Raw genomic sequence first — 21,213 nt, 5'->3', positions numbered from 1 at the left:
CTGCGCAACTATCTGCCACCAGGTGGCGGACTGCTGCCGCGTTATTGGCCTGACCTTATTATTGGCCGAACCTTATTTGCTGAAATAGTGCCGCGCTGCGGCGGCATCCAGTTGAATTTGTTGTTGTAACTCTGCCAAAGAGGCAAATTTACGTTCCGGGCGGATTTTATGCCGCAGCAAGACTTCAATTTGCTGGCCATATAAATCGCCCTGAAAATCAAAAAAATGGGCTTCCAGTTGTTCTTGCTTGCCTTGCAGGGTTGGCCTGGCACCAATATTGGCTACGCCGTAAAAATGCCCCTGCGCTGTCACGGCTTCGATGGCAAACACACCACGCACCGGCAATTTATTGCGGTATAACCACACATTTGCCGTTGGAAACCCGAGCTGACGCCCAACTTTCTCGCCGTGCCGCACCCGGCCCATCAACGAAAAAGGCCGGCCTAACATCTGGCTGGCCTGCTCAAGTTCATCCTGTTCCAGCGCCTGACGGATCAAGGTACTGGACACCCGCACTTCACCTTGCTTTAAGCTGGCAGTGCTGGTCAGGCCAAAGCCATGTTGCTTGGCAGCTTGTTGTAACAAGGCAAAATTACCAGCGCGGTTTTTACCAAAACAAAAATCGTCGCCGACGATCAGATGCTGTACGCCCAGCTGTTGCAATAACAGCTGTTCAATAAATTGCTGCGGCTCCTGACTGGCAAAAGCACGGCTAAAACCGACACACAACAATCGGTCTAAACCAAGTCTGGCCAGCCAGTGATATTTTTCCCGAAAGCGGCTTAATCGTGCTGGCGCTGCCGTTGGGTTAAATAGCTCCAGTGGCTGCGGCTCAAATACCATCACCACAGCCGGCAAGCCAAGCTGGCGCGCGCTTTGCTGTAACTGCGACAACACCGCCTGGTGACCCAGATGGACACCATCAAAATTACCAATCGTCAGCACACAACCGCGATGTCTCGGCTGAATATTATGCAGGCCGCGAATTAACTCCATGCCGCTTTCACTACTTTGAGTTGCTGTCTAAACGGCCGATTATAACTGCATCAGCTTTTAGTTTCAGCAATTGTCTGCCGTTTCAGCTGCTTTATCCTGACGCCAAACAGCCATAACAGCGCAAAATACAGCGGAATGGCCAGTAAGAGCTGTAAACCAAGTTGTTGCGCCTTCGCAGCAAATGGCAATTGCTGCCAAATGGCGATGGTCGGTGAAAAATACCACATCACTGCCGCCATGATAGCTGTGGCCAATATCGCTTTGGCCAGCAGTTGTACCGTCGCCCGGCCAAGCTGATAAATATCGCCTTTCACCAGACCCCGATACAGCAACCAGGCATTCAGACTGCCCGACATAGCAGTGGCCAGTGCCAAACCAACATAACTGATAAAAGGCGCCAGCATCAGGTTAAACACCATATTCGCTACCATGGCAATAATGCCAATCCGCACCGGCGTTTTAATATCCTGCCTGGCATAAAAAGCCGGTGCCAATACTTTGATCAGCATCAAAGGCACCAGACCTGTGGCATAAGCAATCAGACTTAAACTACTCTGACTGGCATCAAATGCCGTGAATTTACCATGCGCAAATACCGTCAGCAAAATAGGTTCCGCCAGCACAATCAAGCCAGCCATCGAAGGGAGACCTAATAAACAAATCACACTGACTGACCAGTCCAACGTGCGTTTAAACTCATGGTGATTGGCCGTGGCAAACTGGCGGGACAAATTTGGCAAAATGACGGTCGCAATGGCAATGCCAAACATACCCAGCGGAAATTCCAGTAATCGATCAGAGTAATACAACCAGGCCACCGAGCCTGTCATTAAGAATGAAGCAATGACGGCATCCAGTAACAGGTTGATCTGGCTGACGGAAACGCCAAACAAAGCGGGCAACATCAATTTACGAATACGGGTCACATGTTCATCCTGCCAGGCCCAACGCGGCTTCACCAGTAAACCGGCTTTGGCTAAAAACGGTAACTGAAAGATAAACTGCAGCAACCCGCCCAGAAATACGCCCCAGGCCAAAGCGGTCGCAGCATCGTCGAAATAAGGCGTTAACAAAATAGCAGCAGCAATCATGGCGATATTCAGGAACACCGGACTAAAAGCCGCCACCGCAAATTTGTTATAGGTATTGAGGATGGCGCCGGATAAGGCAACAAAGGTAATAAACCACAAATAAGGAAAGGTAATTTTCAACAGAAAACTGGCATGTTCATATTTGGCACCATCGGGTTCACCCGATAGATAAGCTTCAAACCAGCCCATCCCAAACAGCGCCATCAGCACCGGCGACCCAATCATACCGAGCAAAGTGACAAAGGTGACAATCAGCCCAAGCGTGCCAGAAGCTTTGGCCATCAGTTCACGTACTGCATCATCGCCATGCTTGGCCTTCACTTCGGACAGGACAGGGACAAAAGCTTGCGAAAATGCCCCTTCGGCAAATAAGCGTCGTAAAAAGTTCGGAATACGGTTGACCATCAAAAACACATCAGCCATAGCACCAGCGCCCAGCACATTGGCGGTCACTACGTCTCTGACCAGTCCAAGCACCCTGGAAATCAGTGTCATGGCACTGACAATCATACCTGATTTGAATAACTTAGCGGACACACCACTCTCCTTCTGTCATAATGGCGCTATTGTCACCTGAGACCTTACTGAAAGCCAGTGCGACGGGGATTTAATTCTCTGTTGCGGCGGTAAAATCATTTGACAAGGGCCTACAAAATAGGCATATTATGCGGCCTTTAAAGAGTCCCGGTTTAGTTTTTAGGAGTGTTACCTTGGCTAACATTAAGTCTGCTAAGAAACGCGCTATTCAATCTGAAAAGCGTCGTCAGCAAAACGCAAGTCAGCGCTCAATGATGCGTACTTTCATCAAGAAAACCTACGCAGCAGTGTTAACTTCTGATGCAGTAGCTGCGCAAGAAGCGTTCAAGAAAATGGTTCCAGTGATTGACCGTATGGCAGACAAAGGTCTGATCCATAAGAATAAAGCTGCACGTCATAAGTCACGTTTAAATGCCCACGTTAAGGCATTAGTAACAGCTGCTTAATTGACACCAACAAAAAAACGCCGAAAGGCGTTTTTTTGTATCTGTCAAAAGCACAGACCTGCGGTAGTTTAATCATGCCAAAAGCCAGCTGACGCTGGCTTTTTTATTTGCTTGCTCTAAATGATTCTATGTACTGGGCACAACCAACACTGCATGGCAGCAATAGACACTTCAACAAATGGGCATGGCACTGTAAATGGCGTCACCCCTTCTCAAACCATGAGAGAGTAGCAGTGCAAGGCTAAAGCGCACTGCAGCCAATTCAATTTATCATTGGCTGCATGGCTCAGTGGTTCGCGACAGGTTAAAGTTTAGGACAGTACAACTGATGCATCAGCCCAATCACTGCTTCTGCTTCTTTACTGTTCATGCTGTAAAACACGGTCTGCGCTTCTTTGCGGGTTTTCACCAACTTATTACGACGTAATAATGCTAGGTGTTGTGACAATGCCGACTGACTCAAGCCGAGTTTGTCATTCATCTCACCGACTGATAATTCGCCGCTTAATAAATGGCACAGGATCAATAACCGACGTTCATTCGATACAGCTTTCAGCAACTTCACTGCTTTAGCTGAGTTATTCACCATATCTTGTAAGTTCATTTTTCATCACACCATGAATGTCTAGACGTCTCATTATCTATCAGTCTGCATAGTGTATACAATAGACGAAGTTGAAATAAGACATTAATTTGCTAAAAAAACACACTGGTAAGACCAATATTGTTACAATTGTTGCACTGTAAACAACTAAATAAGCACAAACATATTTTGCTACAGCCAGCATTATATCTAACTTCAGCCTTAAGGTGATATCAGGCAACACTAATGCAGCCTTGCTTGATTCAATTTAAGTTAACTTTTGTGTTAAAAATGCTATCAGAATTTCCCGGTACCGCAGCTGCAATCTGTCGGCTACACCAGGGTATTCAGCTTTGAAACACTGTCGATAAAGCTGTTGATCGTGCTAAGGTGATGACTTCCTAAATCCTCCCCCAACGGAAGCATTCCTTTCATGAATTTAGCAAGCAAAATTCTGAGTTATTCCACGCTGTTATGGTGTTGTCATGCTGTCAGTCAGCAAAGCAATCCGGTTTCAGCAGATGAACAATTAGCTTATCAACTGGTTGAACAATTAACGGTGGAAATTGGACCGCGGCTGGCAGGTAGTCCGGCTGATGCCAAAGCGGTCGCCTGGGCAGTGCAACAATTCAAGCAACTGGGTTATGACAAAGTCTGGACTGAACAATTCACCACTCCTTATTGGCAACGGGGTAATGCCAGACTGGAAATTTTGTCCCCTTTTCCGCAATCACTGGTGCTCACAGCCTTAGGTGGTTCGGTTGGTACTGATGCTGCCGGAATTGATGCCAGTGTGGTGATGTTCGACAGCCTGGAACAGCTGATGGCCGCCAAAACTGAACAAGTGCAGGGAAAAATTGTCTTTATCAACAAAATTATGACCAAAGACAAAATGGGTTCTCAATACGGCCAGGTGGTAGGTGCCCGCTCCAAAGGCGCGGTCGAAGCCGCTAAACTGGGCGCTAAAGCCTTGATTATCCGTTCAGTCGGTACCAGCCAGAACCGTTTTGCCCACACCGGCAAAATGAGTTATCAGGACGATGTCGCTAAAATTCCAGCGGTAGCTATTTCGGCGCCGGACGCCATGCAGCTACACAAAATTTTACAACGTGCGCCTGAGGCTAAACTCAAACTGACGATGGAGAATCATACCGCCGATGCAGTCAGCCACAACGTGATTGCTGAAATCACGGGTTCAGAGCGGCCTGATGAAATTGTCCTGATCAGCGCGCATCTGGATAGCTGGGATCAAGGCACAGGGGCACTGGATGATGGCGCCGGCGTTGGCCTGGTGATGGCCACAGGTGCTCTGCTGAAAAAAATCGGCCAGCCAAAACGCACAGTGCGCGTGGTGTTGTTTGGCAATGAAGAAGGCGGTCTGGTCGGCGCCCGTGCTTATGCCGCCAAGCATGCTGCTGAGTTGTCCCGTCATATCGTCGCCACTGAGTCAGACTTTGGTGCTGGCCGGATTTGGCGTTTTGACAGTAAATTTGGTAGCAAAGCTTTACCGCTGGCAGCGCAAATTCAGCAAAAACTGGCACCTCTGCAAATTGAAGCAGGCACTAATCAGGCCTATGGCGGCCCGGATGTTTCTGTGCTGGCTAGTTTAGGCGTGCCCGTGGTGTCATTAGAGCAAGACGGTAGTGATTATTTTGACTACCACCACACGCCAAATGATACTTTGGATAAAATTGATCCGGCGGCTTTAATGCAGAATCAGCAAGCATGGCTTATCATGACGCGAGAGTTGGCCAACAGCGACGTTGATTTACGAAAATAATGGCGAAAAATATCCGAAAAGTCGGGCTGCTAAAAGACAGTAAGCCCGCAAACAAACCAACATTTCAGACCAACAACCCAGTCACTACCGACCACAACAACGCGGTACGGACGGGTTCGCGTGCACCAGGTCAATCGTCATCCAGAGCGTCGGCAATCGCCAGTAAAGTGCTGAGTTATCTGTTGTTGCTGCTGTTACTGGCGCTAATTTTACTCCCCAAACCTGAACTGTTGCGTTATCAGAAACTCAATACTGTCGCCACCAGTATCTACTGGCCTGGTGTGTACGGTGTCGGTGAAGGCTTAGTTGACAGTGATTTGGCGGTCTATATCGACAGATCTAGACAAGAGCTCAATTTGTGTTATCAGCACGAACAAGCGCAACAATGCAGCCGCTATCAAATCCTGCAGCAAGGTGGTCTGGTCGACGTGTTGTTATTTACGCTGGGTTTTTAAGCGCGTTTTTTGCCCGGCTGCCTGCGATGGATACTGCGCATCAACCAGATCTGTAACCCCACCACCAACAGGATCATGGCTGATGGCATGAAATACAGGTCACGACTAAAACGCCATAACAGCAGACCCGCGCTGGCATAAACAAAAGGTTGTAATTCATAAAACCAAAAAGGCCAGTAGCCTTGACGGTGAATACCTTCGGCCAAATCTTGACGTCTGTGATCAGAGCGCAGGATCCAAACCAATGCACCCGCCGTAATCAGCAATAAAGCAGAAAAGGCCGCCAGCACATTATCAAGCCATAACAAGGCAGCAACGCCAGCAAGCATATAACCATAAGGTAAAAACTCATACAGGCGATGAGGTAGCATAATCCATCCTGATTGCAACAACAGCCATCAATGTAGCGGTTATGACTTGGCATCAGCAGCTAAAGTGCCATGACAAACCAGCTCAAGTCTAGCTGTTTTGTTTAGCTCGGACCGACAACACTAGGTATAATCGTTAAATTTGAATGGAGGGGCGGTCGATGGCTGACAATGAACTGGAGTTGTTTTTACAGGAAATGGCAGACGTCAAACGGCTGCAAGCCGATGTCCTCAGTGACATCAATGGTGAACAGCAGCCTACGCTGGCACAACTGGCCAGGCGCAAAGCCGCTGCAACAGAACCGGAATACGATGCCAACTATCTCAGTATGGAGTATGTCGATCTGGTGGCGCCGGATGAAATTCTGGCTTACAAAAAAGACGGGGTACAGGAAGGGGTCTATAAAAACCTGCGGCTTGGTAAGTATCAGATTGATGCCACACTGATGCTACTGGGGAAAAACCTGACGGACGCCAGACGCAGCCTGTTTGAGTTTGTCGCTGATTGTCATCAGCGCGGGATCCGGACTTTATTACTGCATCACGGCATGGGTCGGGACTCGAAACCACATCCGGCGATTTTGAAAAGCTATACCTTTAAATGGTTACAACAAATTCCGGAAGTATTGGCTTGCCACAGTGCACAGAAAATCCATGGCAGTAGTGCTGCTACTTACGTGCTGCTGCAAAAAAATGCCGAGCAAAAACGGGAAAACCGGGAGCGGCACCAAAAACGCTGAGTTGCTCAGGGCGAAAAAATACCCTCAATTGAGGGTATTTTCTACTGCAGTTGCACTGAACAACCAGTTGTACTGCTATTTTAACCTTTCACCCTACTTTGTTATCACACGGCTGGCGCAGTGTTACAACATTGCACTGGCTTCAACTGTGGTCATCACTGCCGATAACGCCATCAAAATCACCAAGATAGCGATTGCGGTAAAGCCAAAACCACGACTGGACGCTTTACTCATAAAAAAACCTCAGACACTTTATTGTTGTTTTTGTGCCGGCAATAAGCCGTTGGTCCTGAACAGTTTACAGCAAGTACCAACTTGTTAAATAACCTGAACTCGGGTTAAATAGTATTCATTTGCCGTTCACATGAAGCAGTGTAGAGATTTTTAGGCCAGGATACAACAGGCAAAACATTGCTAAGTTGTTCTGTAGCAGGCTTTTTTAACGCTTGAAATACAAAAGCCTGCTGTGAACAAAGGGGGCCGCTAAGGCTGCGGTCGGATAATCAGCCGGGATGTCATTATCTTCAGTGGTGGTGGCGATGACGACAAAACCAGCTTGCTGATAGGTACGCAGCGCACTGGGGTGATCCGCCGAGCAGGTATGCAACCACACCCTTGCTTGTTCAGTATCAGCCAACCATTGTTGCGCCAGTGCCACTGCAGCTCTGGCCAGCAAAGTGCCTAAGCTCTGGCCGATAAATGCGGGTAATAAACCAAAAAACTTCAGTTCAACACTGGGTCGCCCTTCCGTCGGATCCAGATGGCGCACCAGCTCGACAAAACCGGCTGGGGTGCCGCGTTGATACAGCACCCAGGTTCTGACATTGGCTGAACTGAGGTAAGTCAGCCACTTGGCATAGTCCCAGCTTAACCGGCTATACCAGCGCCAATGCTGGCCTACGGCACAAAATAAAAACTGACTCAGATCCGGACTAGGCACCTCAGCTTCCAGCAAACTGACGCCAGCAGGCCAATCCGGCAACGACAATGACGCCCCCTGATAATCCAGATACCAGGTGATGATGGCGCCCTCAGCCGGCGCTAAACTGTTGGTTACTTCGGTCATGCTACTTCCGTTTGATACTTTCAATCAGCGCCGCGATATGCAATTGCGCTTGTGGTTGCTGTAAACTGTGAAATTGCTGTCTGAATTCATAAGCCACTGCATCATCCTGCCGGTTACAGTGTCGCATCGCCAGCATGGTATTTTTGGTTTGCCGGATCAGTTCAGTCGGCAGGTCTGCCATGGCGGCAGTAAGCTGTTTGGCCCGAGTCAGTAACTCTTCTTCCGGCAGTAGTTCTTTGACAAAACCGGCCGCCAGTGCCTGTTGCGCCGACAATCGTTCGCCACAAAAAATCATCGCCGCCGCCTGCTGCCACCCGACCAACTGGGGTAACAACCAGGTGTGGCCGCCGCCAGGATGGATCGCCAACTGGAAAAATCTGCTGTCAAACCAGGCCTGCGGACTGGCCAGCCGGATATCACAGGCCATCGCCAGATTTAAGCCGGCCCCCAGTGCCGGTCCATTGAGCAGCGCAATGGTCAGCAGCGGACTGTAAGCCACCGAAGTAAAAGCGGCATAAATTTGCTGTAATTCTTCGCCATCGCCCAGCGCCGCTTGCTGCAAAGCGGCTAAATCAGCGCCGGAGCAAAATGAGTCGTTGCTCCCGGTGACCGCCAGCGCTTTGATGGCTGGATCCTGCGTCAGTTGCTGCACGGCCTCAGCAATCGCTAATGCGCTGTGCGGGGTTAACAAGTTGCGTTTTTCGGCACTATTGAGGGTCAGAACAGCCAGATGACCGAGTTTTTCTAATTGAAAGGCTGACATTAATAACCTCGCTGTTGATCCACCAGATTGAGCAGTGGCAAACCTGCCACAGTGCGACGATAGTTTTCGGCAATTTGCGCCACTGCGGTATCGGCGTTGGTAACCGCCGAAATATGGGGCGTCAACAGAATCGACGGGTGCGACCAGAATGGATGTTCAGCCGGTAAAGGTTCAGTCCGGAACACATCCAGACAAGCGGCACTGAGTTGTCCACTGTCTAAATTCTGTAATAACGCCAGGTCATCAACTATAGCGCCTCTGGCTACATTCACCAGAATAGCGCCGGTTTTAAACTGAGCGAAGGCTTGCTGATGGAGGAGGTTCTCAGTCGCAGCGGTCAGTGGTAATAAACAAATCACCAGATCGGCTTGATTCACTGCAGCACTAAAACCGTCAGATCCATGATAACAACTGATCTGAGCCAGCTGTTTGGCACTGGCTGACCAACCAGACACCTGAAAACCCTGCTGCTGAAAAAACACCGCAGCCGCCGCGCCCAACTCCCCCAACCCCAGCACACAAATGTGTTGTAATCGCCTTGGACTGCGTGGTTTCCATTGCTGCTGCCGCTGCTGGCGGCCAAATTGATCGAGGCGCAGCTGATAATGCTGCACCACGCCACTTAAGTAAGCCAGCATTGAGCTGGTCAGCGCCGGATCGACAATCCGCGCCAATGGCAAAGCCGGTAACGTGGCATCGACCAGAATGTTATCAACCCCGGCACCAAACGAATGCAGCGCTTGCAACCCCGTCATGGCAGTCAGCGCACCAGGCGGCTGGCGCCATAATACCGCCATCTTCACTGCGTCAGGTTGTTGAATTTGCGGCCAGATTTCAATAGCCACCTCTGGCAGCAACTGCTGTAATTTCATTTGTAACTGATCAAGTTTTCGATCAGGGATCACCAGTGCAATTGACATGCCCACTCCAGAATACAGCCAAACCGGTACCTACCGATAAAAGCACCATTCTATCAAAGCGCGACTGACTGTCCAGCCTGCCCGCCCATCACCTGAGCAGCAAGCGCAAAGGGCACAAAATTTCAGCAAATTGCCATAAATCTGTGACTGAATTGTCATACCCGCCGCTTAGCCTTGCGCTAACAAGGCCAAACGGCAGGAGCAACAATGATCAGCGTCGAAAAAATGGTGCAGCAACATTTACCGCAATTGCAGCAAAAGCCCTGGTTGGAAAAGCCAGTCAAAGGCGCCTTAAAACACTTGTTGCATGAACAGGAGTTTATTGCCTTTTCTGAGCAATACCCTCACCTGCAAGGCATTGAATTTATTGAGCAAGTTCTAGATTATTTTAAATTCAGTTATACAGTGCGGGATAATGAGCTGGAGCGGATCCCGACCAGTGGCCGGGTGGTGATTATTGCCAATCATCCGATTGGTTCGCTCGATGGCCTGGCACTGGTCAAGCTAGTGCATGATGTCAGACCTGATGTCAAAGTGATTGCCAACCAGTTACTGACTGCCATTCAGCCACTGCACGCGCTGTTATTACCAGTGAACAATATGCAGGGTGGCACTGAACGCCGTTGTATTGACCTTATCCATCAACATCTGGCCGCAGAAGGCGCAGTGATTGTGTTTCCCGCCGGCGAAGTTTCCAGATTAAAACCGAACGGTATTCGCGACGGCAAGTGGCATGCCGGTTTTCTGCGTTTTGCCCGCAGTAGTAAAGCACCGGTCTTACCTGTCTATATTGATGCCCGCAATTCGGCGTTATTTTATGGTGCCTCCATGCTGTATAAGCCACTGGCGACGATGCTGCTGGTGCAGGAAATGTTTAAGCAGAAACATAAAAGCATCAGTATGCGGGTAGGCGAGCTGATCCCTTACGATAGTTTTGCCAGCTTGCCGCTGGAAACCCAGGCCATCGTCAAAGTGTTTAAAAAACACTTATACCGGCTGTGCAAAGACAAAGCGCCGCTGCTGAAAACCCAGACCGCCATTGCCCATCCGGAAGATCGGATGGAATTGCGTAAAGCGGTCGAAGCTTGTCAGTTACTCGGCGAAACGGCTGATGGCAAACAGATTTATTTATATCAGTCGGCCCAAAGCTCGCCGGTGCTGCGTGAAATTGGCCGGCTACGCGAATTGTCATTCCGCGCTGTCGGTGAAGGCAGTGGCCGCCGCCGTGATATTGACCGCTTTGACAGTTATTATGAGCAACTGATCCTGTGGGATAAAGATGATCTGGAGATAGTCGGAGCCTACCGTTTTGCCAATACCCGCAAGATTATCGCCGAACAAGGTTTAACCGGTTTATACACCGCGTCTTTATTTAAATTTGGCCCGCAAATGGACGCTTATCTGGCGCAAGGGCTGGAACTGGGCCGCAGCTTTGTGCAGCCGCGCTACTGGGGCAAACGCAGCCTGGATTATCTGTGGTATGGCATTGGTGCCTATCTGAAACAAAATCCGGATATTCGCTATCTGTTTGGCGGTGTCAGTTTATCCAACAGCTACCCAAAAGCCGCCCGCGATTTATTGGTGTATTTTTACACTTTGTATTTCAGTGAAGAAAATGATACTGCTATTCCAAATCTGCCTTACCAATTGCCATTTGAAACGCTGCAACAGCTGCAGCAACACTTCAGCGGTCAGGACTACAGTGCTGATTTCACCCAGTTAAAACATTTGCTGGCGCATATGGGACTGAGTATCCCCACTTTATACAAACAATATGGCGAAGTGGCCGAACCCGGTGGTGTGCAATTCCTGGCTTTTGGCATAGATCCGGATTTTGCCGATTGTGTCGACGGGCTGGTACTGGTGGATGTAGAAAAGTTAAAACCGCAGAAGAAACAACGTTATCTTGCTACTGCTTGCTAAGATAGCCGAGCAGCCTGACCATTGGCAGGAACAACAGCGGGGGCAAATGCCCCCGCTGTTGTTCCTGCTGCACTTAGCTCTGAGCTGGGCTCTGAACTAGGCTCTGGACTAGGAGCGGGCTGTTGGCACTGAACCTTTCAAACCATAAAAACAGATATAGCCATAACACAACACTGGCAGGATAAAAGACAACTGTAAGCCGATATTATCCGCTAACACCCCTTGTAATAACGGGATAATGGCACCGCCAACAATGGCCAGGCATAACACCCCACTGCCCTGACTGGTGTACTTACCAAGTCCGGTCACAGCCAGACTGAAAATAGTCGGGAACATAATAGAGTTAAACAAACCAACTGACAGGATAGCCCACATCGCCAGACTGCCAGAGCTACTCATCGCCACCAACACCAGCACAGCGGCAGCCACTGCATTAAAAGCCAGCACTTTGCCTGCTGCGATTTTTTGCATCACTACAGCACCAATAAAACGGCCGACCATAGCGCCGCCCCAGTAATAACTGATGTATTTGGCAGCATCGGCTTCGGCCAGGCCGGCAATATCAGGCTCGCCAATAAAATTCACCAGGAAACTGCCAATCGCAACTTCACCACCGACATAGACAAAAATACCTAAGGCACCCAGCACCAGATGGCTATATTGCCAGGCCGAACCTGCGTCTGCTTCGGCAATCTCAGACTGATGGTGTTCAGACACTGTTGGTAATTTCAGCAAGGCAAACACCGCCGCCAGCACTAACAACGCAGCCGCCAGCATCAAATAAGGCACTTGGACTGCTGCAGCTTCTTGCGCTTTAAATTCTGCAGTGCCAACTTCAGCAGTCGCCGCAGCTAAAATCAGCAAACCGCCAAACCATGGGGCAATGGTGGTGCCTAATGAGTTAAAGGCCTGTGTCATCGTCAGACGACTGGATGCGGTTTCGGCTTTCCCCAAAGCAGTCACATAAGGGTTCGCGGCAACCTGCAAAATAGTAATACCAGCAGCCAGCACAAATAACGCCAGTAAAAACATGGTATAAACTTGCGCTTGCGCGGCCGGGTAGAACATCAGACAACCGACAGCCGCAATCAGTAACCCGATCACAATACCGCGCTGATAACCAGCTTTTTTCACCAGGTAACCGGCCGGAATTGACACCAGAAAATAAGCGCCAAAAAAACAGAACTGAATGAGCATCGCCTGGGTGTAATTCAGGTCAAACACATTTTTCAGATGCGGGATCAAAATGTCATTCAGACAAGTAATAAAACCCCAGATAAAAAATAAAAAGGTCAGACTGCTTAAGGCAAAATAATGATTTTGCCCGGTCGCGCCCTGCGACAGCTGCGCACTGTTTGGTGTGGTTACTGACATACATTTTCTCTTGTTATGGTCTGTCTATCCTGTGATGTACTCAGTTGCTGTTTGGCGACTCTCTCCCCTGCCACGCTTGAACGTCAAGGCTCGCCCAGCATATGAGCTTCGATTACTATACGCGCCGACTGCCTGATTGCAAAGCCCGTCAACTTGCATACGTATGTAATTTTTCAACATTTGTCAGCATTCTGCTTTGGTTCAAAGCCGGCAGAAAGCTTGTTCTAAATCAAGGATTGCCACTGAAAAAGCCAGCAGCGACCCGAAAGATTGATCCAGCCCAAAGTTTTTAATCTGCCAGAGCGCACAATGCCGACATCTGATGAAGACCCAACCTCTGTAAAGGAAACTGTGATGAAAACAACAATCAGCGCCTTAGTTCTTGCCTTCGGTACTCTGGCTTCTGCCTCTGCCATGGCTGATTTATCTGTCAATGTCGGTGCTATTCAAGTGGCACCAAATGATAGCAGCACATCATTAAATGCCGTTGAAACACTGGCGAAATTACCGGCCGGTTCCACTGCCGTTGGCGTGAACAACAATACCCAGTTGGGTCTGACCTTTGATTACAAATTCAATAACAATTGGACTGTTGAACTGATTGCGGCGACGCCGTTCAGTCATGATATTGAAGTGGAAGGTTCAGTGATTGACGGCCTGGATGTCGGTAGCACCAAACATTTACCTCCAACGTTACTGGCGCAGTACCACTTTGATCTGGGCAACAGCAACTTTGATCCTTTTGTCGGCGTCGGCCTGAACTACACCAAATTCTTTGATACTTCAGCATCAAGCACGCTGAAATCAACCCTGAAAACCCTGGCCAACCTCAAAGATACCGATGTGGTGGATCTGGAACTGGATGATAGTTTTGGTCTGGCATTACAAGCTGGGGTGAACTACAAAATTGACCAGCACTGGGGCGCCCACTTTATGATCAGCAAAATGGATATCGACACTGAAGCCAATGTCAATTTAAATGGCGCTTCTATTCAGAAAGTGGATGTGCAAATTGACCCGCTGGTGGTGATGGTCGGCGTACGCTGGACTATGTAACACAAACCTTTGGATAAAGCCGGGGCAATAGCTCCGGCTTTATTGTATTGTCAGCTCAGACTTAACATTGGTCAGCGTCAGACTTAGGGGTTAAGCTGGAAAAGCAACACTGCAAACCAGCTTTATATCGTCATTGTATGACTGAAATGACCGCCCAAAAGCTTAATACACAGTGCTATATTCCACACTGACTATGCCTTCACGGTATAACAAGGCGGTTTGATCATAATGCACATTCACTGTGACATGGGCATACTCAGTTTGCAGGCTGTTGTTGCGCGCCGGAATATTAAAAGTGCAATTGACTTTATTAGCCAGATAAATGGCTTCAGTTGGCTGCACCAGATAATACAGCTGCTGATGCTGACAGCCCTGTGCAATATAACCTGCCTGCGTTAACTGTTGCGCCACCCGATTATATTGCCGGGCATACTCCATTAATTCCTGCGGCGTCTGATAACCTGCACTCAAATCAACATTGGCTGGCTCTGCAGCAGTGACAGCGGCAACATTCAGGCTGGCAGCAACCAACATTAAAGTAGCTAATTTGCTCATTAATATATCCTTTTTAATGAACCATCCCGTTGATGGCCTGGCTATTACAGGCCAGTCAGCCACAAAGCACAAACGGGGAATTTTCATCACTGCGATTAAAAAAACTAAAGCTAAATTCATAAATAACAAGCAAAAATATTGTCATAATGTTTATTTTATCTAAATCAACAGCAGCTTCAGTATCAGCAATAAAGGGCGGCGCTAATAAACGCCTAATGGTCTTCACTTGTTGTAAAATGCGGACCGAGCAGACCAAAGGCGCAGCAAATTAGCTCCGACCTTTTTTCAGTTGTAATTTTTTAACTAAGGGCTGCACCAGCTCTGGCTGAAGGCCATTGATGCCAGCAAATTTGGCATTATTACGTCTGGTCTGATCTTCACTATAGACCAGCACCAACTTAACCACTTACGGTTTGCCTTGCACCATCAAAGGCATTTTGCTATCGATGTCCGCCAGCGAATCCACCGCGATCACCCACTTTTCCAGCACTTGTTTTTTCGTCGGCACCACGCCATCTGGAGCCGATTGCAAGATCATTTGCAGGGGATAGCCGTCACTGGAGGTAACAGCAGTCCCTAAAGTTAACACATCCAATTTGCCGTTTGCAGCCAATTGCTGACGAGCCTGCTGCGCCGAAAAAGCATCTCCCCTAACATTAAGCCATACAAAATGCCATCTGCCACATACTTACCGCTAAAGTGACGACTAACTGGTTATTTTGTAGCTGATGGTTATGACCTTCGGCAAAGGGTGGCAGCAAATATAAACCAGTGACATCCACCACTTTGCTACTGGCAGTCGCCGCTTGTCTACTACCAAAACGGTCATCTTTGACATAAACATCTTATTGCTTGAAAGTGCCGTCTTTAAACCAAAACCATTTTTGTACAAGGTATCGGCCGCTGCCGGCTGTGCTGTGCTGAGTAACACCGACGCACCAAACATCAAACTAATCAATTTCATCTAAAACTACCTTCTTAAATCTTATCACCGGTCACTCAGGCTATCCGACGGCCGGCTTCCACACTCTTCGTAGTTTTTTCTGTAAAAAAGTTAGCGTAAAGTAATTTTTTTGTGCACTCAGCAAAGAAAGAAACAGATATAAACTCCATAAAATCATTATGTTAATTATAGAACCCTGTTTACTTCTAAGCGGTAAAGCTTTAGATTGGCGGCTGGCTTATCTGATGGTCAGCGTGGACTTAAACAACAATTTTTCTTTCAAAAAGCCGTGGTCACAGGATCTAGCAATACAAACTGTTGCATTTCATTTGCCAAAAATATCATTTCATTTTCACCAAGGGCTATGAGGCAACGCCAGCAATGACAATCCAACTAAAGAAAAAGCTCTACGCATGGTTACTCAGCAATTTAGGATTTTTGCTCCCCTTACTCATTGTGGTTGTTTTTTATTCTTATCAGGGAAAAATTGATTTCGGTTCAAGATCCGACGTTAAATTTTTGCTTATTGCAACGGCATCTCATGGTGTTTTATTATTTTATGTTATCAAGTTTATATACTTTATCAGTCAAGACGCGACAATTCACTTAACCATAGCACAACAACAATTTTCAACAGATAACTATAATTGGAAAAATTTTAGGAAAATAAAATTCGAGCGTTCACGCATTCATCAAGAATTGGCAAAAATTATCTTTTTTGACCCGTTTGGCAATACTTTTAGTTTCAGCGCATTTTATGTCAGCGAAAGTAGTATCAACAGTGTCATCACTCAATTGCAATCATATGGTTATATTGTTGAAGTTAATGAGACAGGTGATTGATAGTGCAAAGTTATATTATTTATAAGCAGTCTTATTCCGGCAGACTCAAACAATTTCTTGCACGTCGACACGACAACGAACAATAAAGCACAGCCATACTCTTCGCAAAACGAAACTGTCATCATCTGATGACTTTAGGCATTGTTATCTGGTGACACATCATTGAGGACTGAGCAAATGAAGCAGATTGAAAATAAAATTCCAACAGAAGAGGACTGGCAGGGTTATCAGGATGAAATGGACGCTCGTTATGCTTACGATATTTTATTTGGTAAAACATTACAGCAAGCAATGCCCGTATTTCAGCAGAGTTGTTACGAAAGGATCTGGGAACTTCGATTTTTGCCTGTGACGGTATTTCAATATTATATTCTTGCCGTACGGGATTACTTTATCGAGGGCTATTATAACCCCAAGGATTCGGACTATATTGTCGATGCTTATTTTTCTTTGGTGCAGTTACAGCTAGATCAATATCCAGAACGTATTCTGCCGGTGATGGAGGCATTATTACCGTCACTGCATTTTATTGCCGACCATGTGGCGACATTTAACATTAACGAAGAACTTTATGGCTCGATCCCGGCACGTTTACAAACGCTGCTGCAAAGATACCGTCAATTACGAAATTAAGCAGATAACATGGCTAAGCCTCAGCCAAAAACCACAACTGCCGCAGTTAAAAACAACAAGGCCGGTACTAGACCGGCCTTGTAATTGACTCTGGCGAACCAGACTTAAGCCTGCTGATTAACCCAGCCAGACCCGACCGTTACGGAACATCCGCATCCATGGGCTGTCTTCTTGCCATTCGTCCGGATGCCAGCTGTTGCTGACAGCGCGGAACACCCGCTCCGGGTGTGGCATCATGATAGTGACCCGACCATCGGTGGTGGTGAGTGCAGTAATACCATTGGCCGAACCGTTCGGGTTCTGCGGATATTGCTGCGTCACCAGGCCGTAGTTGTCGACAAACCGCAGCGCCACAGTACCGCTTTGTTCCGCCGCCGCTAAAGCAGCGCTACTGGCAAACTCGGCATGACCTTCACCGTGGGAGACGGCAATTGGCATCTGCGAACCGGCCATGCCAGCAAATAACACTGACGGGCTGGCTTGCACCTGCACTAAGCTAAAGCGCGCTTCAAAGCGGTCAGAGGTATTGCGAACAAAACGTGGCCACAGCTCAGCACCAGGGATCAACGACTTGAGGTTCGACACCATCTGGCAACCATTACACACACCTAAGGTAAAGGTGCTGTCACGTTCGAAGAAGCGGGCAAATTCAGCGCGCGCTTTATCGTTAAACAGAATCGATTTCGCCCAACCTTCACCGGCACCTAACACGTCACCGTAAGAGAAACCACCACAAGCCACTAAGCCGTTAAATTCATCCAAACCACGACGACCAGACAGAATATCTGACATATGCACGTCGACTGCGGTAAAACCAGCGCGGTTAAATGCCGCCGCCATCTCCACATGCGAGTTGACGCCCTGCTCACGCAGCACGGCAATGCGTGGTTTAGCGCCTTTCAAAATATAAGGTGCCGCCACATCTTCATTTAGATCAAAGCTTAACTTCACATTTAAACCTGGATCTTGTTGATCTGACTTGGCATCAAACTCTTGTTTAGCGCAATCCGGGTTATCCCGCATGGCTTGCATCTGATAGGTGGTTTCGGCCCAGATGCTGCGCAGACGGATCCGTGAATCGCTGTACAGCCGTTGCTCAGCACGATTGACGATTAAATCATCGCTTGCATTCACCGCGCCCAGCAGATAACTGCAATCAGCCAAGTTAAACTCAGCCAATACTTGCTGCACATAAGCCAGTTCGCTATCGGCCACTTGGATCACCGCGCCCAGCTCTTCACTGAACAACACGGCTAAATCATCAGCGCCTAAAGCCGCAATATCGACAGTCCAACCGGCTTTACCAGCAAACGCCATTTCAGCCAGCGTCAGTAATAAACCACCGTCAGAGCGGTCGTGATACGCCAACAGTTTTTGTTCACTGGTTAACTTCTGGATAGCATTAAAGAAGTTGATCAGCAGATCTGGCGTGGCTAAATCCGGTGCGGTTTGACCCAGTTGCTTATACACCTGCGCTAAACAGGAAGCACCTAACCGGTTTTCACCCAGACCTAAATCCAACAGTAACAAGGAGCTGGCGCCTTTATCGGTGCGCAGCTGCGGCGTCACAGTTTTACGCACATCTTCGACCCGGGCAAAAGCGGTGATCACCAGCGATAAAGGTGAAGTCACTGCTTTGTCTTCGCCGTTTTGCTGCCACTTGGTTTTCATCGACATCGAATCTTTGCCTACCGGAATAGTGACTTCCAGTGCCGGGCATAATTCTTCCCCAATGGCTTTCACCGCCGCATATAAACCGGCATCTTCGCCGGGGTGACCGGCCGCAGACATCCAGTTGGCAGAGAGTTTAATCCGTTTCAGCTCGCCGATATCAGTGGCGGCGATATTGGTGATGGCTTCAGCCACAGCTAAACGTGCTGATGCCGCGAAATCCAGCAGTGCCACTGGCGTCCGTTCACCCATTGACATCGCTTCACCATGATAGGTATCCAGTGCAGCTGTGGTCACAGCACAGTTGGCCACTGGCACTTGCCATGGACCCACCATCTGATCCCGCGCCACCATGCCTGTGACAGAACGGTCACCAATGCTGATTAAGAAGGTTTTTTCAGCAATAGTCGGTAACCGTAACAACCGTTCGGTGGCCTCGACAATGCTGACACCGGCAAAATCCAGCGCCTGACCGGCCGTTTGCTGGCTTTGCACGTCACGGTGCATCTTCGGCGCTTTGCCCAGTAACACCGACAGCGGCAGGTCGATTGGCGTATTGCCAAAATGTTTGTCGGACAGTGTTAAATGCTGTTCAGCAGTGGCTTCACCCACCACAGCAAACGGAGCCCGTTCCCGCTGACAGATCTGCTCAAACACCGGCATTTTGTCGGCCGGAATAGCCATCACATAACGCTCTTGCGATTCGTTACACCAAATTTCCAGCGGTGACATGCCAGGCTCATCGTTTGGCACGTTACGCAGTTCGAACTTACCACCGACGCCACCGTCATTCACCAACTCAGGGAAGGCGTTGGATAAACCACCGGCCCCAACGTCGTGGATAAACACGATTGGGTTATCGCTACCTAATTGCCAGCAGCGGTCAATCACTTCCTGACAACGGCGTTCAATTTCCGGGTTTTCCCGTTGCACTGAAGCAAAGTCCAAATCTTCAGCCGACTGACCAGACGCCATCGAAGAAGCAGCACCGCCGCCCAGACCGATATTCATCGCTGGACCGCCCAGTACCACTAACTTGGCACCAACCGGTAACTCACCTTTTTGCACGTGTTCAGCCCTGATATTGCCAAGGCCACCCGCCAGCATAATCGGCTTGTGGTAACCACGCACTTCTTCGCCATTATGACTCGGTACTTTTTCTTCATAAGTCCGGAAATAACCGAGAATATTAGGCCGGCCAAATTCGTTATTAAAAGCAGCGCCACCCAGTGGGCCGTCCAGCATAATATCCAGCGCCGACACAATGCGATCTGGTTTACCAAAATCGGTTTCCCATGGCTGTTCAAAACCAGGGATCCGTAAGTTCGACACCGAGAAGCCGACTAAACCCGCTTTTGGTTTTGAACCGACACCTGTAGCGCCTTCATCACGAATTTCACCACCAGAACCTGTGGCAGCACCTGGGAATGGCGAAATCGCCGTTGGGTGGTTGTGGGTTTCGACTTTCATCAGCACATGAATATCTTCATGGTGATATTGGTATTCCTGGCTGTCCGGCGTCGGGAAAAAACGACCGGCTTTGGAACCTTCCATCACGGCGGCGTTATCTTTATAAGCAGACAACACATAATCCGGTGTTTGTTCGAAGGTATTTTTAATCATTTTAAACAATGATTTTGGCTGTGCTACACCGTCAATGGTCCAGTCGGCGTTAAAAATTTTGTGACGACAATGCTCAGAGTTGGCTTGCGCGAACATATACAGTTCGATGTCATTTGGATTGCGACCCAGCGCAGTGAAATTACTGACCAGATAATCAATTTCATCTTCCGCCAGCGCCAGACCAAGCCGGATATTGGCTTCAGCCAGGGCCACCCGGCCACCACTCAGAATATCCACCGACGACAAAGGCGCTGGTTCTGCTTTACTAAATAAAGCATCTGCCTGCTCTAATGCCGTAAACACAGTTTCCATCATACGGTCATGTAACAGCGCAGCCAGTTGCTGTTGTTCATCTGCCGTTAACACACGACTGGTATTTACATAATACGCCAGACCGCGTTCTAACCTTTTGATCTGATTCAGACCACAGTTATGGGCAATATCGGTCGCTTTGGAAGACCAGGGCGAAATAGTACCGGGACGCGGGGTCACCAGCAGCAAAGTACCAGTTGGCTGATGGCTGGTAATAGTGGGTCCGTAGGTCAGCAGTTTGTTCAGCACTGCTTGCTGCTCTGCGCTTAAAGCGGCAGTCAGATCGGCAAAATGAACAAACTCGGCATAAATGCTGCTGACAGGTAACGCCGCTTTGGCGCATTGGTCGATGAACTTCTGAATTCTGAACTCGGACAGTGCTGGTGCACCACGCAGGATCAACATAGGCTTTTTTTCCCGTGGGTTGAACGTCGATGGAACCTCAAATCAGGCGGCGCATTATATAGAATTTCAGCGCACAAGGGTATGAGTAAAAACTGACGGCAAGCTGGTTTTTTGGTATAACAGGCGGCTG

The 21,213-nt window shown here is 48.6% G+C and carries 21 protein-coding genes; 8 read left to right on the top strand and 13 right to left on the bottom strand.

Features of this window, described 5'->3' with window-relative positions; genetic code table 11:
• Nucleotides 1–72: 72 nt before the first annotated feature.
• Both ribF and murJ read right to left on the bottom strand, forming a co-directional pair.
• Nucleotides 73–996, bottom strand: coding sequence for a bifunctional riboflavin kinase/FAD synthetase (gene ribF / locus AC53GJ_RS04845; protein WP_496731407.1), 924 nt, complete (start codon nt 994–996; stop codon nt 73–75).
• A 50-nt stretch (nt 997–1,046) separates the two neighbouring features.
• The gene (gene murJ / locus AC53GJ_RS04840) at nt 1,047–2,597 is read right to left on the bottom strand and encodes a murein biosynthesis integral membrane protein MurJ (protein ID WP_496732766.1); all 1,551 of its coding nucleotides are present in this window, start codon (nt 2,595–2,597) and stop codon (nt 1,047–1,049) included.
• Nucleotides 2,598–2,797: 200 nt separating this feature from the next.
• Here murJ and rpsT point away from each other — a divergent pair, with 200 nt between their 5' ends.
• Nucleotides 2,798–3,070 carry a 30S ribosomal protein S20 gene (rpsT, locus tag AC53GJ_RS04835; RefSeq protein ID WP_068067404.1) on the top strand — a complete coding sequence of 91 codons (273 nt, stop codon included), beginning with the start codon at nt 2,798–2,800 and terminating at the stop codon, nt 3,068–3,070.
• A 304-nt stretch (nt 3,071–3,374) separates the two neighbouring features.
• Here rpsT and AC53GJ_RS04830 read toward each other — a convergent pair whose 3' ends face one another.
• Nucleotides 3,375–3,674, bottom strand: coding sequence for an ArsR/SmtB family transcription factor (locus AC53GJ_RS04830; protein ID WP_496731406.1), 300 nt, complete (start codon nt 3,672–3,674; stop codon nt 3,375–3,377).
• 412 nt (nt 3,675–4,086) lie between these two features.
• Between AC53GJ_RS04830 and AC53GJ_RS04825 the strand changes: the two genes are divergently transcribed.
• Nucleotides 4,087–5,433 (top strand): M28 family peptidase, encoded by a 1,347-nt coding sequence (locus AC53GJ_RS04825; RefSeq protein WP_496731405.1) that lies wholly within the window; start codon nt 4,087–4,089, stop codon nt 5,431–5,433.
• Nucleotides 5,433–5,888: a hypothetical protein gene (locus AC53GJ_RS04820; protein WP_496731404.1), complete on the top strand. Its 456-nt coding sequence runs from the start codon at nt 5,433–5,435 to the stop codon at nt 5,886–5,888. Before AC53GJ_RS04825 ends, AC53GJ_RS04820 begins: the two co-directional genes overlap by 1 nt.
• On the opposite strand, the gene AC53GJ_RS04815 is transcribed toward AC53GJ_RS04820, so the two are convergent.
• Entirely contained in the window at nt 5,885–6,259 is a 375-nt protein-coding gene (locus AC53GJ_RS04815; protein ID WP_496731403.1) for a hypothetical protein, read from the bottom strand. The genes AC53GJ_RS04820 and AC53GJ_RS04815 overlap by 4 nt on opposite strands.
• A gap of 158 nt (nt 6,260–6,417) precedes the next feature.
• Between AC53GJ_RS04815 and smrA the strand changes: the two genes are divergently transcribed.
• On the top strand, nt 6,418–6,996 hold the full coding sequence (gene smrA / locus AC53GJ_RS04810; protein ID WP_496731402.1) for a DNA endonuclease SmrA: 579 nt from the start codon (nt 6,418–6,420) through the stop codon (nt 6,994–6,996).
• Between the two features lie 439 nt (nt 6,997–7,435).
• Here the strand turns inward: smrA and AC53GJ_RS04805 are convergent, their stop codons facing one another.
• Genes AC53GJ_RS04805 through AC53GJ_RS04795 form a run of 3 tightly spaced genes read right to left on the bottom strand, consistent with a single transcriptional unit; the run spans nt 7,436 to nt 9,745 of the window.
• Nucleotides 7,436–8,062 carry a GNAT family N-acetyltransferase gene (locus AC53GJ_RS04805; RefSeq protein ID WP_496731401.1) on the bottom strand — a complete coding sequence of 209 codons (627 nt, stop codon included), beginning with the start codon at nt 8,060–8,062 and terminating at the stop codon, nt 7,436–7,438.
• A gap of 1 nt (nt 8,063) precedes the next feature.
• The gene (locus AC53GJ_RS04800; RefSeq protein WP_496731400.1) at nt 8,064–8,825 is read right to left on the bottom strand and encodes an enoyl-CoA hydratase-related protein; all 762 of its coding nucleotides are present in this window, start codon (nt 8,823–8,825) and stop codon (nt 8,064–8,066) included.
• Entirely contained in the window at nt 8,825–9,745 is a 921-nt protein-coding gene (locus AC53GJ_RS04795; RefSeq protein WP_496731399.1) for a 2-hydroxyacid dehydrogenase, read from the bottom strand. The genes AC53GJ_RS04800 and AC53GJ_RS04795 overlap by 1 nt, the downstream gene beginning before the upstream one ends.
• Before the next feature lie 207 nt (nt 9,746–9,952).
• Here AC53GJ_RS04795 and olsF point away from each other — a divergent pair, with 207 nt between their 5' ends.
• Nucleotides 9,953–11,668 (top strand): bifunctional ornithine lipid synthase OlsF, encoded by a 1,716-nt coding sequence (gene olsF, locus AC53GJ_RS04790; RefSeq protein WP_496731398.1) that lies wholly within the window; start codon nt 9,953–9,955, stop codon nt 11,666–11,668.
• A gap of 108 nt (nt 11,669–11,776) precedes the next feature.
• Here olsF and AC53GJ_RS04785 read toward each other — a convergent pair whose 3' ends face one another.
• Nucleotides 11,777–13,042 (bottom strand): sugar MFS transporter, encoded by a 1,266-nt coding sequence (locus tag AC53GJ_RS04785; protein ID WP_496731397.1) that lies wholly within the window; start codon nt 13,040–13,042, stop codon nt 11,777–11,779.
• Between the two features lie 354 nt (nt 13,043–13,396).
• Here AC53GJ_RS04785 and AC53GJ_RS04780 point away from each other — a divergent pair, with 354 nt between their 5' ends.
• On the top strand, nt 13,397–14,098 hold the full coding sequence (locus AC53GJ_RS04780) for an OmpW/AlkL family protein (RefSeq protein WP_496731396.1): 702 nt from the start codon (nt 13,397–13,399) through the stop codon (nt 14,096–14,098).
• A gap of 162 nt (nt 14,099–14,260) precedes the next feature.
• Here AC53GJ_RS04780 and AC53GJ_RS04775 read toward each other — a convergent pair whose 3' ends face one another.
• The 4 genes from AC53GJ_RS04775 to AC53GJ_RS04760 form a co-directional block, all read right to left on the bottom strand.
• Nucleotides 14,261–14,653 (bottom strand): hypothetical protein, encoded by a 393-nt coding sequence (locus AC53GJ_RS04775; protein ID WP_496731395.1) that lies wholly within the window; start codon nt 14,651–14,653, stop codon nt 14,261–14,263.
• Between the two features lie 268 nt (nt 14,654–14,921).
• The gene (locus AC53GJ_RS04770; RefSeq protein WP_496731394.1) at nt 14,922–15,059 is read right to left on the bottom strand and encodes a hypothetical protein; all 138 of its coding nucleotides are present in this window, start codon (nt 15,057–15,059) and stop codon (nt 14,922–14,924) included.
• A complete protein-coding gene (locus AC53GJ_RS04765) occupies nt 15,060–15,185 on the bottom strand; it encodes a hypothetical protein (protein WP_496731393.1) in 126 nt (41 codons plus the stop codon).
• A 174-nt stretch (nt 15,186–15,359) separates the two neighbouring features.
• Complete coding sequence (locus AC53GJ_RS04760) at nt 15,360–15,617, bottom strand: hypothetical protein (RefSeq protein ID WP_496731392.1); 258 nt, start codon at nt 15,615–15,617, stop codon at nt 15,360–15,362.
• A gap of 360 nt (nt 15,618–15,977) precedes the next feature.
• Here AC53GJ_RS04760 and AC53GJ_RS04755 point away from each other — a divergent pair, with 360 nt between their 5' ends.
• Together AC53GJ_RS04755 and AC53GJ_RS04750 are read left to right on the top strand one after the other, a co-directional pair.
• Complete coding sequence (locus AC53GJ_RS04755; RefSeq protein ID WP_496731391.1) at nt 15,978–16,439, top strand: hypothetical protein; 462 nt, start codon at nt 15,978–15,980, stop codon at nt 16,437–16,439.
• Between the two features lie 177 nt (nt 16,440–16,616).
• On the top strand, nt 16,617–17,072 hold the full coding sequence (locus AC53GJ_RS04750; RefSeq protein WP_496731390.1) for a hypothetical protein: 456 nt from the start codon (nt 16,617–16,619) through the stop codon (nt 17,070–17,072).
• Nucleotides 17,073–17,189: 117 nt separating this feature from the next.
• On the opposite strand, the gene purL is transcribed toward AC53GJ_RS04750, so the two are convergent.
• On the bottom strand, nt 17,190–21,083 hold the full coding sequence (gene purL / locus AC53GJ_RS04745) for a phosphoribosylformylglycinamidine synthase (protein WP_496731389.1): 3,894 nt from the start codon (nt 21,081–21,083) through the stop codon (nt 17,190–17,192).
• Between the last annotated feature and the right edge of the window lie 130 nt (nt 21,084–21,213).

Source organism: Rheinheimera sp. B2H12 (assembly GCF_059620065.1).
Note: the sequence above shows the minus strand (reverse complement) of the source record. Positions and strands in the feature narration are given on the sequence as shown.

What these genes read in the sequence shown, in the direction of transcription:
- AC53GJ_RS04830 (WP_496731406.1), bottom strand. Translation starts at nt 3,674, where the DNA reads ATGAACTTACAAGATATGGTGAATAACTCAGCTAAAGCAGTGAAGTTG.
- ribF (WP_496731407.1), bottom strand. Translation starts at nt 996, where the DNA reads ATGGAGTTAATTCGCGGCCTGCATAATATTCAGCCGAGACATCGCGGT.
- AC53GJ_RS04815 (WP_496731403.1), bottom strand. Translation starts at nt 6,259, where the DNA reads ATGCTACCTCATCGCCTGTATGAGTTTTTACCTTATGGTTATATGCTT.
- AC53GJ_RS04780 (WP_496731396.1), top strand. Translation starts at nt 13,397, where the DNA reads ATGAAAACAACAATCAGCGCCTTAGTTCTTGCCTTCGGTACTCTGGCT.
- AC53GJ_RS04800 (WP_496731400.1), bottom strand. Translation starts at nt 8,825, where the DNA reads ATGTCAGCCTTTCAATTAGAAAAACTCGGTCATCTGGCTGTTCTGACC.
- AC53GJ_RS04825 (WP_496731405.1), top strand. Translation starts at nt 4,087, where the DNA reads ATGAATTTAGCAAGCAAAATTCTGAGTTATTCCACGCTGTTATGGTGT.
- AC53GJ_RS04755 (WP_496731391.1), top strand. Translation starts at nt 15,978, where the DNA reads ATGACAATCCAACTAAAGAAAAAGCTCTACGCATGGTTACTCAGCAAT.
- AC53GJ_RS04775 (WP_496731395.1), bottom strand. Translation starts at nt 14,653, where the DNA reads ATGAGCAAATTAGCTACTTTAATGTTGGTTGCTGCCAGCCTGAATGTT.
- murJ (WP_496732766.1), bottom strand. Translation starts at nt 2,597, where the DNA reads ATGATTGTCAGTGCCATGACACTGATTTCCAGGGTGCTTGGACTGGTC.
- AC53GJ_RS04805 (WP_496731401.1), bottom strand. Translation starts at nt 8,062, where the DNA reads ATGACCGAAGTAACCAACAGTTTAGCGCCGGCTGAGGGCGCCATCATC.
- AC53GJ_RS04820 (WP_496731404.1), top strand. Translation starts at nt 5,433, where the DNA reads ATGGCGAAAAATATCCGAAAAGTCGGGCTGCTAAAAGACAGTAAGCCC.
- AC53GJ_RS04760 (WP_496731392.1), bottom strand. Translation starts at nt 15,617, where the DNA reads ATGAAATTGATTAGTTTGATGTTTGGTGCGTCGGTGTTACTCAGCACA.
- olsF (WP_496731398.1), top strand. Translation starts at nt 9,953, where the DNA reads ATGATCAGCGTCGAAAAAATGGTGCAGCAACATTTACCGCAATTGCAG.
- purL (WP_496731389.1), bottom strand. Translation starts at nt 21,083, where the DNA reads ATGTTGATCCTGCGTGGTGCACCAGCACTGTCCGAGTTCAGAATTCAG.
- AC53GJ_RS04785 (WP_496731397.1), bottom strand. Translation starts at nt 13,042, where the DNA reads ATGTCAGTAACCACACCAAACAGTGCGCAGCTGTCGCAGGGCGCGACC.
- AC53GJ_RS04795 (WP_496731399.1), bottom strand. Translation starts at nt 9,745, where the DNA reads ATGTCAATTGCACTGGTGATCCCTGATCGAAAACTTGATCAGTTACAA.
- smrA (WP_496731402.1), top strand. Translation starts at nt 6,418, where the DNA reads ATGGCTGACAATGAACTGGAGTTGTTTTTACAGGAAATGGCAGACGTC.
- AC53GJ_RS04750 (WP_496731390.1), top strand. Translation starts at nt 16,617, where the DNA reads ATGAAGCAGATTGAAAATAAAATTCCAACAGAAGAGGACTGGCAGGGT.